Source organism: Bradyrhizobium sp. McL0616 (genome assembly GCF_049993385.1).
Lineage (GTDB): Bacteria > Pseudomonadota > Alphaproteobacteria > Rhizobiales > Xanthobacteraceae > Bradyrhizobium.
The window spans coordinates 2,330,808-2,345,605 of sequence record NZ_CP188255.1; the positions used below are offsets into that span (position 1 = coordinate 2,330,808).

At 64.7% G+C, this 14,798-nt stretch carries 15 protein-coding genes; 8 read left to right on the plus strand and 7 right to left on the minus strand.

Annotated elements, in window-relative coordinates:
- The first annotated feature begins 126 nt into the window (after positions 1–126).
- From ACPPVR_RS11265 to ACPPVR_RS11280, 4 genes are all read left to right on the plus strand, one after another.
- Positions 127–1,590: a DUF1800 domain-containing protein gene (locus tag ACPPVR_RS11265; protein ID WP_426614290.1), complete on the plus strand. Its 1,464-nt coding sequence runs from the start codon at positions 127–129 to the stop codon at positions 1,588–1,590.
- Between the two features lie 2 nt (positions 1,591–1,592).
- On the plus strand, positions 1,593–2,843 hold the full coding sequence (locus ACPPVR_RS11270) for a DUF1501 domain-containing protein (RefSeq protein WP_426614291.1): 1,251 nt from the start codon (positions 1,593–1,595) through the stop codon (positions 2,841–2,843).
- 349 nt (positions 2,844–3,192) lie between these two features.
- Positions 3,193–3,717 (plus strand): septal ring lytic transglycosylase RlpA family protein, encoded by a 525-nt coding sequence (locus tag ACPPVR_RS11275; RefSeq protein WP_426614292.1) that lies wholly within the window; start codon positions 3,193–3,195, stop codon positions 3,715–3,717.
- Positions 3,718–3,832: 115 nt separating this feature from the next.
- On the plus strand, positions 3,833–3,985 hold the full coding sequence (locus ACPPVR_RS11280) for a hypothetical protein (protein ID WP_426614293.1): 153 nt from the start codon (positions 3,833–3,835) through the stop codon (positions 3,983–3,985).
- 328 nt (positions 3,986–4,313) lie between these two features.
- Here ACPPVR_RS11280 and ACPPVR_RS11285 read toward each other — a convergent pair whose 3' ends face one another.
- The 3 genes from ACPPVR_RS11285 to ACPPVR_RS11295 form a co-directional block, all read right to left on the minus strand.
- Positions 4,314–4,604, minus strand: coding sequence for a hypothetical protein (locus ACPPVR_RS11285; RefSeq protein WP_426614294.1), 291 nt, complete (start codon positions 4,602–4,604; stop codon positions 4,314–4,316).
- Positions 4,605–4,713: 109 nt separating this feature from the next.
- On the minus strand, positions 4,714–4,992 hold the full coding sequence (locus tag ACPPVR_RS11290; protein WP_426616074.1) for a hypothetical protein: 279 nt from the start codon (positions 4,990–4,992) through the stop codon (positions 4,714–4,716).
- 131 nt (positions 4,993–5,123) lie between these two features.
- A complete protein-coding gene (locus tag ACPPVR_RS11295; RefSeq protein ID WP_426614295.1) occupies positions 5,124–7,814 on the minus strand; it encodes a flavin-containing monooxygenase in 2,691 nt (896 codons plus the stop codon).
- Between the two features lie 189 nt (positions 7,815–8,003).
- On the opposite strand from ACPPVR_RS11295, the gene ACPPVR_RS11300 reads away from it, so the two are divergent.
- Both ACPPVR_RS11300 and ACPPVR_RS11305 read left to right on the plus strand, forming a co-directional pair.
- Positions 8,004–8,252, plus strand: coding sequence for a hypothetical protein (locus ACPPVR_RS11300; protein ID WP_426614296.1), 249 nt, complete (start codon positions 8,004–8,006; stop codon positions 8,250–8,252).
- Positions 8,253–8,334: 82 nt separating this feature from the next.
- Positions 8,335–9,807 (plus strand): carboxylesterase/lipase family protein, encoded by a 1,473-nt coding sequence (locus tag ACPPVR_RS11305; protein WP_426614297.1) that lies wholly within the window; start codon positions 8,335–8,337, stop codon positions 9,805–9,807.
- A 7-nt stretch (positions 9,808–9,814) separates the two neighbouring features.
- Here ACPPVR_RS11305 and ACPPVR_RS11310 read toward each other — a convergent pair whose 3' ends face one another.
- Positions 9,815–9,994 (minus strand): hypothetical protein, encoded by a 180-nt coding sequence (locus tag ACPPVR_RS11310; RefSeq protein ID WP_426614298.1) that lies wholly within the window; start codon positions 9,992–9,994, stop codon positions 9,815–9,817.
- Positions 9,995–10,152: 158 nt separating this feature from the next.
- On the opposite strand from ACPPVR_RS11310, the gene ACPPVR_RS11315 reads away from it, so the two are divergent.
- The gene (locus ACPPVR_RS11315) at positions 10,153–10,950 is read left to right on the plus strand and encodes a DODA-type extradiol aromatic ring-opening family dioxygenase (RefSeq protein WP_426614299.1); all 798 of its coding nucleotides are present in this window, start codon (positions 10,153–10,155) and stop codon (positions 10,948–10,950) included.
- Between the two features lie 43 nt (positions 10,951–10,993).
- Here ACPPVR_RS11315 and ACPPVR_RS11320 read toward each other — a convergent pair whose 3' ends face one another.
- From ACPPVR_RS11320 to glgC, 3 genes are read right to left on the minus strand one after another with little or no spacing between them, the layout of a single operon-like run.
- Positions 10,994–11,254, minus strand: a complete 261-nt coding sequence (locus ACPPVR_RS11320) for a SemiSWEET transporter (RefSeq protein ID WP_426614300.1) — start codon at positions 11,252–11,254, stop codon at positions 10,994–10,996.
- A gap of 30 nt (positions 11,255–11,284) precedes the next feature.
- On the minus strand, positions 11,285–12,721 hold the full coding sequence (gene glgA / locus ACPPVR_RS11325; protein ID WP_426614301.1) for a glycogen synthase GlgA: 1,437 nt from the start codon (positions 12,719–12,721) through the stop codon (positions 11,285–11,287).
- A complete protein-coding gene (gene glgC, locus ACPPVR_RS11330; protein ID WP_426614302.1) occupies positions 12,718–13,980 on the minus strand; it encodes a glucose-1-phosphate adenylyltransferase in 1,263 nt (420 codons plus the stop codon). The genes glgA and glgC overlap by 4 nt, the downstream gene beginning before the upstream one ends.
- Before the next feature lie 336 nt (positions 13,981–14,316).
- Between glgC and ACPPVR_RS11335 the strand changes: the two genes are divergently transcribed.
- A complete protein-coding gene (locus tag ACPPVR_RS11335) occupies positions 14,317–14,736 on the plus strand; it encodes a hypothetical protein (protein WP_426614303.1) in 420 nt (139 codons plus the stop codon).
- The last annotated feature ends 62 nt before the right edge of the window (positions 14,737–14,798 follow it).

The window sequence follows — 14,798 nt, forward strand, 5'->3', positions numbered from 1 at the left end:
ACCGGCTTTCAATCTCGGCTTGCGCAAGCTTCGCTCTAATGTTACGATCTGTAGCATTACGGTTCGTCGCCTGACGCAGCAACAACGCGCTGCCGTCGGGGTAGCTTGGAGAATTGGGCGTTCGCCATGAGCAATTCTGCAAAGTCCGAAGCTGTGCTGGCGCTTCATCGGTTCGGGATGGGGCCGCGACCGGGTTCGATTTCTGCCGTCGGGACCGACCCGCGCGGCGCGCTGATCGCCGAGCTTGACCGGCCGCTGGTGCTCACCGCAGCCGCCGGCCTTCCCACCAGCGCAAAGGCCTACCGCACGGTGGCCGACGCCAATGCGCGGCGCGCGGCGCGCGCCAAGCAGGCACAGCTGCAGGCAAAGAAGCAGCAGGCGGCTGCGACGCCCGTCATGTCGGAAGACCAGATGCAGGGACAGGCGCAAGCCTCGGGCGCCGAGAAGGACGCTGCTGAAATGGCAGCCAAGCAGGCGGCCGAAGCCGTTCCCGATCCCGGACGGCCGATCTATTTGCAGGAAGCCAAGCTGCGCACGGAAGCCGCGCTCGGCGCCGACATCGGTTTTGCCGAGCGGCTGGTGTGGTTCTGGTCCAACCATTTCTGCATCTCGGCCTACAAGATCCAGAGCATGTCGGGCGCTTACGAGCGCGAGGCCATTCGTGCCAATGCGCTCGGCCACTTCGTCGATCTTCTGCTGGCGGTCGAAGGCCACCCGGCGATGCTGTTCTATCTCGACAATCTCGGCTCGATGGGCGCGAACTCGATCGCCGGCATCAACCGCAGCCGCGGCCTCAACGAAAACATTGCGCGCGAGATCATGGAATTGCACACGCTGGGTGTGCGGACCGGCTACACCCAGGACGACGTGATCAGCTTTGCCAATGTGTTGACGGGATGGACGCTTGTTCCGCCCGGAGACAATCCCGAGCACGGCGGCGAATTCACCTTCAACCCGCGGCTCCACGAGCCCGGCGGGCAGACCGTGCTCGGCAAGCGCTACGAGCAGGAGGATGCCGAGCAGGGCCGCGCCGTGCTGCGCGATCTCGCCGCACAGCCGCAGACCGCGACCCATGTCGCAACCAAGCTCGCACGGCATTTCGTCGCCGACGAGCCGCCTCCGGCACTCGTCGAGCAAATGGCGAAGACGTTCCGCGACACCGAGGGCGATCTCAAGCAGGTCGCGATCACGATGGTCTCGTCCGACGAGGCGTGGCGCGGGCCGCCGTCAAAGCTCAAGCGTCCGGGTGAATGGGGCGTCGGCATGGTGCGTGCGACCGGGATCACGGTCGTCGACCCCGCGCGTTTCACCGGGGGCCAGGAGTTGCTCGGCGAAGGGCTGTGGCGCCCGTCGGCGCCGAAGGGCTATCCGGATGACGAGGCAAGCTGGATCGACGGCGTCGGCCGGCGGCTCGACATCGCCAATAATTTTGCCGAGCGCGTGGCGGCCACTGCGGACCCGCAGGTGATCATCGAGGATGTCTTCGCCTCCGAGATCGCACCAGAGGTGAAGCAGGCTGTCGGCCGCGCCGAAAGCCGGCAGCAGGCGCTGGCGTTGTTGTTCATGTCGGCGGATTTTCAGAGGAGGTGAGCATGGGCTTGGACAATCATTTGCCCACGCGGCGCGAGCTTCTGGTTGGCTCGGGCGCGTTGTTCGCATGGAGCCAGATGCCGCGGATCGCGCGCGCCGAAGGGCGCGATCCGCGCCTGCTCGTCATCGTCCTGCGCGGCGCGCTCGACGGCCTTGGCGCGGTCGCGCCGGTCGGCGATCCCGACTGGATCTCGCTCCGCGGCGATCGCGCGCTGGCGCTGGACGGCAAGCCCCCGGTGCTGCCGCTCGATGCGTTCTTTGCGCTCAATCCGGCGATGCCGAACCTGCACCGGCTCTACAAGAGCGGCAAAGCCTCGATCGTTCATGCCACCGCGACGCCCTATCGCGAGCGCTCGCATTTCGACGGCCAGGACGTGCTGGAGAGCGGCTTCACCAAGCCCGGCGTCACCGGATCGGGATGGCTCAACCGCGCGCTGCTCGCGCTGGAGTCGGGCGGGCGCGTCGACCCGCGCGGCAGCCGCGCGCTCGGCATCGGCTCGGTGACGCCGCTGGTGGTGCGCGGCGCGGCACCGGTGATGACATGGGTGCCGCAAAAACTCCTGCCGGCCAGCGAGGACACGCAGAACCGCCTGCTCGATCTCTACCAGCACACCGACCCGAAGCTCGCGAGCGTGCTGCAGGCGCGCATGAAGCTCGCCTCGCTCGGCGGCGCGCCCGGCGTGGGCGATCCGATGTCGGACGATCCGACATTGATGCCGCCCGGCATCGCGCGTGTGCGCGCCTATTTCGCCGAAGCCGCCGGCACAGCCGCGCGCTATCTCGCCAAACCTGACGGCCCGCGCGTCGGCGCCATGGGCTTCGTCGGCTGGGACACGCACATCGCCGAGGGGGCCGCTTCGGGCCAGCTCTACAATCTGCTCGGGGCGCTCGACGGCGCCTTTGCGGCGATCGAAAGCAACATGGGTGGGGCTTGGCATGAGACGGTCGTCGCCGTCGTCACCGAGTTCGGCCGCACCGCGCGCATCAACGGCACGCAAGGCACCGACCACGGCACCGGCACGGTCGCCTTCCTCATCGGCGGCGGCCTCGCGGGCGGCCGGGTGATCGCGGACTGGCCGGGCTTGAAGCCTGCGCAGCTGTTCGAGGACCGCGACCTCAAGCCGACTACGGATCTGCGCGCCGTGCTGAAGGGCCTGCTGAGGGATCATCTGCGCGTCGAGGAGAAGGTGCTGGCTGAAACGGTCTTCCCCGGCAGCGCGGACGTCAAAGCGATGGGGGGCCTCGTCGGCTGACGACGCGGCCTTCGCAACTTGATCGGGTTCGGGATGTGCACACTGACACAACGGGAGCTCGACTTTCTCGCCAGCCTGAAAACCGGCTGGCGGCTGCTCTATCGGCGTGAACTCATGCGGCTCCTGAGGGGCGACGCCGAGGCCGGTGAGGCTCGGCCGGAGACGCCCCCGATCATCTGGCGCGCCGTATCTAGCTGATTTTTCGCGAGTTTTTGCCGATTCAGGACATCGACTGTGGTGGAATCGTCACAGCCGACGCGAAACGGCCGTGGCCGCAAGGCCGCTTTTCTTCAGCCAAGGTTCTGCCCTCATTGCCTACCGAAACTCAGGGTTGTTCGGAGGGCGTATCATGTCTCGCTTTGCACGTACCGAAAGTGCCCGGATTTCACTCGCATCCCCGTGCCGGTGGCTGCTCGTCATCATCGGCGCCGCATCGCTTGCGGCATGCGCGCAATCGCCGGCCGGCCGCCAGAAGGCCGAATTTTCCAGCGCAAGCCGGCAAGCGGCGATCGTGCATCCGCACAGGGTGGCGATGCTGCATCCGCGGCCAATCTACAGGCCGCGTCCGTCTCATGACACAGCGAGCGCCAGGTCGACGGCGTCGCAGGGCGTTGCGAGCTTCTACTCGGACACCGAGACCGCGAGCGGCGAGAAGTTCGACAAGAACGAGTTGACCGCGGCCCATCCCACTTTGCCGTTCGGCACCAAGCTGCGCGTGACCGATGTGTCCTCCGGTCGCTTCGTGACCGTCAGGGTCAACGATCGCGGGCCCTTTGTTCGCGGGCGCGTGGTCGATATCTCTCCGTCCGCGGCCGAGGCGCTCGGCATGGTCGACAAGGGCCTCGCCAATGTCAGGCTCGACGTTGTGCAATAAGGCGCGGTTCGTCGATGCCAACGCGCTGTGCTTAACCGGCTGTTAGCTGCTCTGTCGCACCATGGCCGCCTAGACAAATCGCGGCTCGAATTCGGAGCCATCGGGGAGGCGGCGCTTGACCACGATCCAGCATCTCGAAGATCAGGCCGCGCGCGCCGAGCGGCTCGCCAAACGGATCACGGATACGCTGACGATCGAAAAGCTCCTGACCTTCGCCGGCGAACGCCGCCAGGAGATCGAGGTCATTGCCAGCAGGCGGCGCGCCTAACTCCCGCAACCCATGCACTGAACGCATTCGCCCTCGCGTCAAAGCTCGGAACTTCTTCTCGTCCCCTGCGTCATGTCAGTCTTGAACATGGAGGAGGACATCATGGGTTTTGGAAAAGGTGCTTTGCTTTGGTTGCTTGGCGTGCCGCTGCCGATCATTCTGCTGCTGGCATTGTTCTGGCATCACTAGAGCATGATCCGGAAAAGTGCGAAGCGGTTTTCCGATAAGATCATGCTCAGACAATAGCGCTGCCACACGAAAAGCGCCGCGGAAGCGGCGCTTTTTTGTTGCGTGTGAGTTGCCGCGCGTCGACGGGGGCGATGCGCGATCAGATGTGGCTCTCGACGAAGTCGCTGAGATAATCGGGAAGCCGGATGCCGTCGATATCGCATCGCGCACGAATTTCGCCGGCGATCTCGGTCGAGATGTCCTTTGTCCAGTGTTCAAGCGTGTTGAACGAGATCACCCTGATGGGATCGTTGAAGCAACCGGCGACAAGATCGCCGATCGTGGCTTCGAGGTCGCTTCGCTCGACACGGATTTCAGTCCCCTTGTCGCGGCGATCGATCACCACGAACAGGGTTTGATCTGCTCCATAGGGCACGCTGGCTTCAAGCATCTCAGGCACTCACGCCTTGGCTTCCGATCTCCGATAACGGGAAAAACCAGAAGAAGGTTCCTGCCCAAGTGACACGAAGCAGGAAAGAAGCCTGCCGCGCTGACGCGCCTCAGAGAAACTCCCTGAGCCGCGACAGCTCGGTAACGTGCTCGGCCGAGAGAATGTCGGTCACCAGCGGCGGCTGCGGCGCTGTGTGGATCTCATAGAGGTGCCGGGTTGCGGCTGGCTTCTCCATGAAGGCCGAGATGCATTCGTCGAGCGTGCCTTGGCTTACCTGATAGGGCTCCCGGTCCGGCCTTCGCTGGTTTGCAAGCGACGGCCATTTATGCAGCGCGGCTAGCGCGCCGAAGTCGACCTTTTTTGAATCCGCAGCCGACACGTCCCCGATCGTCCTCTCCTCACGCAAAAAAGAACCCCAGCACACAACCTAGCGTGCCGGGGCCCACACCAATCGCTGCATCTCAATGCCACATCAATGAACGCAGCGGCCGGGAAATGGTTCCCCGGCCGATGTGCGGCTCAACTCGCGGCCGCTGCGATTTTGTGTCCCGGGCTGGCGTGGCCATGGCTGTTCTCGTCGCCATGCCGAACCTCTGGCGGAAGCCCGGCAAAGCGGCGCAAGGCTTCGGCCATCTGCACCCGGCCCTGGGAGCCCGTGATCACCACGTCGACCATCGCGAAAGACGAGTGGAAATGGCCGCGCGCCTTGAGCTGCTCGACCGGGACGCCGGCACCCGCCATTGCCTCGGCATAGGCGATGCCCTCGTCGCGCAGGGGATCGAACTCGCAGGTCACCACGAAGGCCGGCGGCAACCCTGAGACCTTGCCGCGCAGCGGCGAGACGCGCGGATCGGTGCGGTCGGCCGGCGAGCAGTAGAGGTCCCAGAACCAGTACATCAGCGAGCGCGTCAGGAAGTAGCCGGTCGCATTGTCGTTGTAGGAGGGACGGTCGAAGGTGCAGTCGGTCACGGGGCACACCAGGAGCTGGCCGGCGATCTCCGGCCCGCCGCGATCGCGCGCGAGCTGACAGGTGACGGCGGCGATGTTGCCGCCCGCGCTCCAGCCCGCCACCAGAACCGGGCCCGGCTTACCGCCAAGCTCCACGGCATGCTCGGCGATCCAGCGCGTCGCCGCATAGCCGTCCTCCGCTGCAGTCGGGAAACGATGCTCCGGCGCGTGGCGATAGCCGACGCTGACGAACATCATGCCGGTCCGCCGTACCATATCGCGGCAGAACGGCTCGTCGGACTGCTCGTCGCCGAGAACCCAGCCACCGCCGTGGAAATAGACCACGACCGGGTGCGGCCCCGGCGTTGCGGGCTTGTAGACACGATAGGGAAGCGGACCGTCGGTGCTCGGCAGCGTGCCGTCGACGATGTCGCCGATCGGTCGTCCGGCGGGACGACCCTTGTTGAACTCGTTGATGAAGGCGCACGCGCCCTGTGCACCCATCGACTCGATCGGCGGCAGGTTGAGCGTTGCCAGAAAGTTCAGCACCAGCCGCACATCGGGTTGCAGCCGCACCACTTCGCCGTCATTGCATTGCGCGGCTCCGTCGGGGCCGGTGAGCTTGAAGCCGAGCATGCCGCGGCTCGCGACCTCGTCGCAGATGCTGCGATAGGGGCCGACGCCGCCGGTATAGGGCATCAGGCCCTGCACCTTGCCGGGCACGTTGGCGCCCGTGTACCAAGTGTTGGCGAGCCGGTGCAGCGTCACCATCGAGCAGTCGGTCATGTGCCGGCCCCAGCCGGCCTGCGCCGTCTCAGTCGGCTCGATCGTGGTGAAGCCGGCGTCGCGCAGCGCTTTGAGCCGATCGACGACCCAGTCGACATGCTGCTCGATCGACACCGCCATGTTCGACAGCACCGACGGGCTGCCGGGTCCCGTGATCATGAAGAAGTTCGGGAAGCCCTCAACCGTGAGCCCGAGATAGGTCTGCGGCCCCTGCGCCCAGACGTCGGTCAGCGACTTGCCGCCGCGCCCGGTGATCGGGTGCACAGCGCGGATCGCGCCGGTCATGGCGTCGAAGCCGGTCGCGAACACGATGACGTCGACATCGACGCTGCGCTTTCCGGTCGTGATGCCGCTTGCGGTGATCGCCTTGATCGGCTCCTGGCGCAGATTGACCAGCGTGACGTTCGGCCGGTTGTAGGTGGCGTAGTAATTGGTGTCGAGGCAGGGGCGTTTTGCGCCGAACGGATGGTCGTGCGGCATCAACGCCGCCGCCGTCTCCGGATCCTTCACGGCAGCGCCGATCTTCTCGCGGATCAGCTCGCCGATCAGCGCATTGCCGTCGAAATCGACGCCCTGGTCGGCCCAGAGCTGGGTCAGGATGTGGACGAGGTCGCCGGCGGCCCAGGCGCGTTCGAAGCGTTCGCGGCGCTCGGCATCGTTCAATTGCCAGCTTACGACTGTCTGCTGCGGATACGGTACGCCGGTCATCGACTGGCGTGCCTGCTCGCGGTATGCGGCGCGGTCGCCCTCGAAGAAGGTTTTGCGATCCTCCGGTGCCGGACCGTTGCCCGCCGGCAGGGCGAAATTCGGCGTGCGCTGGAACACGGTGAGATGCGCGGCCTGTTCGGCGATCAGCGGGATTGACTGAATGGCCGACGAGCCCGTGCCGATCACGGCAACGCGTTTTCCCGCGAGATTGACGCCGTCATGGGGCCAGCGTCCGGTGAAATAGACCTTACCTGCAAAATCCTTGACGCCGTCGATCTCCGGCGGCTTTGGCGCGGAGAGGCAGCCGGTCGCCATGATGTAGTGACGGCAGGAAACGGGCGCGCCGTTGTCGGTGCTGATCTGCCAACGCTCAGTCGCTTCGTCCCATTTGGCTTCAGTCACCTTGGTCTTGAAGCGGATGTCGCGCCGCAGATCATAGCGGTCGGCGACGAAGCCGAGATAGCGCAGGATCTCGGGCTGGGTGGCGTATTTCTCGGACCAGGTCCAGGCCGTATCGAGCTCGGGGTCGAAGGTGTAGCTGTAGTCGATGGTCTGGATGTCGCAGCGCGCGCCGGGATAGCGGTTCCAGTACCAGGTGCCGCCGACATCGCCGGCCTCGTCGAGGCCGACCGCCGTGAGGCCGGCCTTGCGCAGGCGATGGAGAAGATAGAGGCCGGAAAATCCGGCGCCGACCACGGCGACATCGACCTGTTGGGCTGTTCCACTCGCCGCTTTGGACTCACGTGCGGCGACCATTGCGTCAGGCATGGCATTCCTCCCGTGCTTTTGTTTTGCCGGCAGGCTATCGCCGCCGGTTCGGCTTGTCATCAGGACCAGTGCAATCTTCGGTAGTCGTTTGCGGCGTCATCGTGGCCGCGCGAAGGTTGCCTCAATGCACGCATTGCGATGCACAATGGCCGTGATTGCCCGGGCTAATCATGTACGATCCGTCTGTGTATGCTTGCGCCTACAAGCCACGCGTACCGACCGGGCGTCATGACAGAGTTGAGTGAACGGACCAAAGCCAACATGGACGTCGTCCTGGAGGAGACGTGTCGCCAATTGCCGCATGGCGGCGATCACGACAGCCGCCGGCTCATCGCCGAGCGCCTGATCGAGGCGGCACAATCCGGCCATTCCACACTCGGCGAGCTCGGCATCATCGCGCGGCGCGCGCTGGCGGAGATTATCGCCAAAGGCGGCTAGTTGCAGTCGCGAAGCTTGCTTCGCCGCGGGCCGCGGACGTAACCTCCCGGGGAATCTTACCGCGCATCGAGATCCCCTGAAGATGCGGTCCCTGCTTGCGCTCGTTGCGGCTTCCGTCGTCCTCTGCTGCGCAGGGTGGGCCGTGGCCCAGCCGGTTGGACAATTTTCATTTGCCTTGACGCGTGAAGGCCAGATGCTTGGCGCCGTCGAAGGCGAGGTGGCCTCCTTCAGGGGGCTCGCCTATGCGATGCCGCCGGTCGGCGCGTTGCGCTGGCGTTCCCCGCAGGCAACGCCCGAGAGTTCGGAGATGCGCACCGTCTACGATTACGGCGCGCCCTGTCTCCAACCTCTGATGACGGGCGCGAGCGAGGATTGCCTCACACTCAACGTGTTTCGGCCCTTTGGTGTCGACGGCCCGTTGCCGGTCATGGTGTTCATTCATGGCGGTGATTTCGTCACCGGCACCGCGAATGATCCGCTGTTTGATGGTGCCAGGCTCGCGCAGGCCGGCCTCATCGTGGTGACCGTGAATTATCGCCTGGGCGCGCTCGGCTGGCTTACGCATCCCGCGTTGTCGGAAGGCGGCTCCGGCAATTACGGCCTGATGGACCAGATCGCGGCGCTGCGTTGGGTGCACGACAACATTGCGGCTTTCGGCGGCGATTCGAGCAACGTCACCCTGTTCGGCAACGGCGCTGGCGCGACATCGATTGCGCTCCTGATGCTGTGCGCGCAATCGCGCGATCTGTTTCAGAAAGCCATTCTGCAATCGGTCCCCGGCCGTGCGCGCTTGCACGCGCCGCAGGAGGCCGAGGCTGTGGGCCGGCAGTTCGTCGCCGCGCTCGGGCAGGGGGCGGATGTCCGCGCAGCTACGCCAGCGCGGCTGCTTGCCGCTGAAAATACGCTGCAGGAAAAATCGCCACGCAGTTTTGCGCCGGCGGTGGATGGAAGCCTGGTGACGGAAGACATCGCCGCGGGATTTTCGGCAGGACATGAGAGCCGCATTCCCATGATCATCGGCTCGAATGATGACGAGACGCGCTTTGACGGTGAGCTGGAGATCAAGGAAGCGTTCTCTTCCTCGGGCACGAGCATCGACGAGTTGCGCAAGCTCTACCCGGACATCGCCAGGCCGTCAGACCTCGCGGCCAGTGTCTACACCGACAAGGTCTTCTCCGAGCCGGTGCGATTGCTGGCCCGGCTTCATGCCGCAACCGGCGCGCCGACCTTTCGCTATCGTCTTGCTTACGTGCCGGAGGCCCGTCGCGGGAATTCCGACGAAGGGCACGGGCGGGAATTGCAGTTCATCTTCGGCGTGGAGGGCGTGCCAGGCGCGGGCATCTTCTCGCGACGGGATCGCGAGGTCGCAAACCGCATCCGCGCTTACTGGATCAATTTTGCAACGAGCGGCGATCCCAACGGCGCCGAGCTGCCGCATTGGGACGCGGCCGCAGACCGCGATCGCATGCTGCTGATCGCGAACGATCGCATCGCGAGCGGCGACGACCCTTGGGTAGGGCGCCTGGACCGGCTCGCGCGCGAGAGCAAAAAATGAGTTGGACTTAGGCCGCGAGTTCGACGCGGGGGGCCGGGCTCAGCCGAGCTTCCTCCAGATAGTCCATCGCGCCGTCCTTCTCGACGGCATAGAACTGCTGGCCTTCTTTCGACCTGTAGGCGGCGCGAACGACGCCGCGGCGGCCCTTGTCACTGTTGACGACGTCCCCCAGCGCAAACTTCTTCATCTCGTACTCGCATGTCTTCCGGCCGATTCCTTCGGCCACGCCTGGGATTGTGGGAGGCAAATCATTAACGACTTGCTAACCATACGGGTTTGCCTATGCTCGCCGACGATTGCGCGGCTGCTACACGCGCATGTTACGAAATAGGCGAGCCGACATCCATGACGCGATTACCGACCTTCTTCCTGTCTCACGGCGGCGGCCCCTGGCCGTTCATGGAGGACAGGCGGGTGCAATATGCCAAGACCGCCGCGGAGTTTGGCCGACTGCCGCAGCTTTTGCCGGCGCCGCCGAAGGCCGTGCTCGTCATCACCGGCCATTGGGAGGCCGATGCATTCACCGTGTCGACCTCAGCGCATCCGCCGATGGTGTACGACTATTACGGTTTCCCCGAGCATACCTATCACCTCAAATATCCGGCACCGGGCAAGCCCGAGCTCGCCGCGGAAGTAAAGTCGCTGCTTGCGCGCGCGGGCGTCGAATGCCGAGAGGATGCCAATCAGGGTTTTGACCATGGCACCTTCGTGCCGCTCGGACTGATGTATCCGAACGCCGACATGCCGATCGTGCTGTTGTCGCTGAAATCGACTTACGACGCGGCCGAGCACGTCAAGGTCGGGCAGGCGATCGCCTCGCTGCGCGACGAGGGCATACTGATCGTCGGCAGCGGCCTCACCTATCACAACATGCGCGGTTTCGGGCGCGCGGAGTCAAAGCCCGTCTCCTACGATTTCGAGGCCTATCTGAACGAGGCGATCAGCGCGAGCGATGCGGCGCGTCGCAACGCGATGCTGGTCGATTGGCACAATGCGCCGAGTGCGCGTCTCGCCCATCCGCGCGAGGATCATCTGCTGCCGCTGATGGTGGCGGCCGGTGCCGCGGGCAGCGACGTGGGCAGGCGCGTTTTCGTCGACGAGGTCGCGAACGTCGCGATGGCGTCTTATGTTTTCGGCGGCTGATCTTCTCCCTCTCCCCGCAAGCGGGGAGAGGGAGAAGAAAATCTCAGCCGTATTTCAGCTTCATCACCAGAATGCCGCCGGCGAGCAGCATGGTGATGGCGTTGGCCGCGACCAGCGGGGCGTCGCCGGAGAGCAGGCCGTAGACGAGCCAGAGCGCCAGGCCCAGCACCATGATCAGGAACATGCCGAGTGAAATGTCGCGCGCCGAGCGGGTCTTCCAGACCTTGATGACTTGCGGCGCGTAGGCGACGGTGGTGCAGGTGGCGGCGGCAAAGCCGATCAGCTTGATCGCGAGGGGTTCCATGCCGGCTCTATAGCATGGATTCGACGGTGGTCACGCCGTGCGGCGGGATGCCATCAGGCCGCGATAGAGCGCGGCGTACTCGCCCGCCCGGTTGCGCCAGGAGACGTCGGTCGCAAGGCCCGTGAGCTGCAATTGTCGCCATGCCGGCTTGTCATGGAAGGCGAAGCTCGCGCGTCCCAGCGCGGCCGAGAGGTTTTGGGATGTGACCGGTCCGAATGTGAAGCCCGTCGCCGCGTCGCTGACGGTATCCGCGAGACCCCCGACGCGCGACACGATCGGTACGGCGCCGTAGCGCAGCGCGCAGAGCTGGGTCAGGCCGCACGGCTCGAACCGCGACGGCACCACAAGCGCATCGGAGCCGGCCTGGATGAGATGCGCGAGCGCCTCGTCATAGCCGATCACGGCCGCGATTCGGCCCGGATGCCCACGTGCGGTTCCCTGGTAGCGGTCCTGTAGTTCGGCATCACCGCTGCCGAGCAGGGCCAATTGCATTCCATCGCCCAGAATCGTGGGCATGGCCTCGAGCAGGAGATCGAGCCCCTTCTGCCACGACAGGCGGCTGATGACACCGAGCAGCAGCGCGTCCGGCCGCGGATCGAGGCCAAGCCGCTGTTGCAGCGCCGCCTTGTTGGCCGAACGAAACGATAGCTCCTCGGCGCTGAAGCGATAGGCGATGTGCGGATCAGTGTGCGGATTCCACACCGAGATGTCGATGCCGTTGAGGATGCCGCTCAGCACGCCTGCGCGCTCACGCAAGAGGCCGCCGAGCCCCATGCCGCCTTCGTCGCTCTGGATCTCCTGCGCGTAAGTCGGCGACACCGTGGTGATGCGGTCGGCGAGTTGCAGTCCGGCTTTCAGGAAGCTGATGCCGCCGAAATATTCGAGCCCGTGGACGTCGAACGTCGCCTCCCGGGGCAGGCCGATCGTACCGGCCAGCTCGCGCGAAAATTTGCCCTGATAGGCCATGTTGTGAATGGTCATCACGGTGCCGGGCCGCGGACGATTGTCATAGTGCAGGTAGGCCGGCGCGAGCCCCGCCTGCCAGTCATGGGCGTGCACGACATCGGGCACGAAAGCCGGAACGAGACCGCGGCCGATATCGGCCGCCACGCGCGACAATGCGGCGAAGCGCACGCCGTTGTCCGGCCAGTCGGTACCCTCTGCGGTCACATAGGGATTGCCCGGCCGGTCATAGAGATGCGGCACGTCGAGTACGAACAGATCGAGCCCGTCGTGTGAGCTTGCGAGTAGCCGGCCCGGGCCGCCGAAATAATCCGGCCAGCGCCGGATTTCCTCCACGCCCGAGAGCAACCGCATCACGTCGGGATAGCCCGGCATCAGTGTGCGCATCTCGACGCCATGCGCCTTCAGCGCAATCGGCAGCGCGCCGGCGACATCCGCGAGGCCGCCGGTCTTGATGATGGGATAGACTTCGGATGCGACCGCGAGGACGCGAACAGCCGTCATGTATTGAGCCTGTCGATCATCGTCTGGGTGATGAGCGAGATGCCCTGCTCGGTGGTGCGGAAGCGTTTTGCATCGAGCTCGGGATCCTCGCCGACGACAAGTCCTTCGGGAATCTCCACGCCGCGGTCGATCACGACGTTCTTCAACTGTGCGCCGCGCCCGACATTGACGTAAGGCATGATCACCGCGTTCTCGACATTGGCGTATGAGTTGATGCGCACACCGGTGAAGAGCAGCGAGCGGCGCAGCGAGGCACCGGAGATGATGCAGCCGCCCGAGACCAGCGAGCTTACAGCGTGGCCACGCCGGCTCTCCTCGTCATGCACGAATTTGGCGGGCGGCGTAATCTCGGAATAAGACCAGATCGGCCAGGCGCGATCGAACAAATCGAGCTCCGGTACCACGTCGGTGAGATCGATATTAGCCGCCCAGTACGCATCGACCGTTCCGACGTCGCGCCAGTACGAGCGCGGTTCGGTGCCGGTCCGCACGCAGGAGGTGGAGAATTGATGTGCGATGGCGCGGCCGTTCTTGACGATATAGGGGATGATATCCCTGCCGAAATCGTGGTTCGACTTCGGATCCTCGGCGTCGCGCTTCAACTCGTCGTAGAGGAATTTCGCGTCGAACACGTAGATGCCCATGCTGGCAAGCGAAACATCCGGCTTGCCCGGCATCGGCGGCGGATCGGCGGGCTTTTCCAGGAATGATTTGACGAGACCATCCTCGTCGATATGCATGATGCCGAAGCCGGAGGATTCCGCACGCGGCATCTCAAGGCAGCCGATCGTGACGTCGGCGCCGCTGTCGACATGCTGCCGCAGCATCACCTCGTAGTCCATCTTGTAGATGTGGTCTCCGGCGAGCACCACGATGAAGCGGCAGGCGTGCGCCTCGATAATGTCGATGTTCTGGTAGATCGCATCAGCCGTGCCGACATACCACATGTTCTCCGACACGCGCTGGCTCGCGGGCAGGATGTCGAAGCTCTCGTTGCGCTCGGGGCGGAAGAAGTTCCAGCCCATCTGGAGATGCCGGATCAGGCTGTGCGCCTTGTACTGGGTCGCCACCGCGATGCGGCGGATGCCGGAGTTCACGGCGTTCGACAACGCAAAGTCGATGATGCGGGATTTGCCGCCGAAATAGACCGCGGGCTTGGCGCGCCGGTCGGTCAGCTCCAGCAGCCGGCTGCCGCGACCGCCGGCCAGGACGAACGCCAGCGCCTGGCGGGCAAGCGGCTCATTTCCGGCTGCACTCATGTCATCCTCCCCTAACTCAGGCGCAAGCCAAGGCCTTCGCGAGAAGCCTCTTGGCCGCGCATCACTGGAACCGATAATAGCGGTACCAATGGTAAATCAGGAAGGTGCTTGTTGGTTGCGAACGCGCGGGAAGCTTAACGCTTTGCCGCCGCTCTCATCGCTCCTGCGGCGCCGTACCGGCGTCACATCGGTGCGGCGGTGTTCTGATCATAATTGAGGCATGCTCCGGCATCTTGTGCGGTGCACTCAAATTCGAGACTTTGACTTAACGCAAAGATACCCGATCACCCCGCCGCGATCCTTCTCCAAGCGAAACGTCAGACAGGGAGAAAGGCGATGAGGTTCTGGAAAACGGCAATTGCCTGTTCGCTGACGGCTGCAGTGATCGTCGGCCAAATCGAGCTGGCGGCAGCGGCCCCAATGCCGACCCATGTTGCGACCATGAAGGCCGCGGCCGGCGACAATGTCACGCAGGTGTATTGGCGCGGCCGCGGCTGGGGATGGGGTTTCGGCGGCCTTGCGGCGGGCGCGATCATCGGCGGCGCCATCGCCAGCAGCACGCCCTACGGCTACTACGGCGGCGGCCCCTACTATGGTGGCGGCTATGAATATGCGGGACCGGGCTATGGCTATGCGCCGGCGTATTATGGTTACGGAGCGGGCTACGCTTATCCCGGCTATGGCTACCGCCGGTCCTATCGGCCCTACCGTCCATATTACGGCTACTATCAGCCGTATGACGGCGGCTATTGGTGATCGCTCCGCGTTAGAGCGAAAACCAGACGATCAGACTCATGCAGGCGAAATGCGCGAGCACG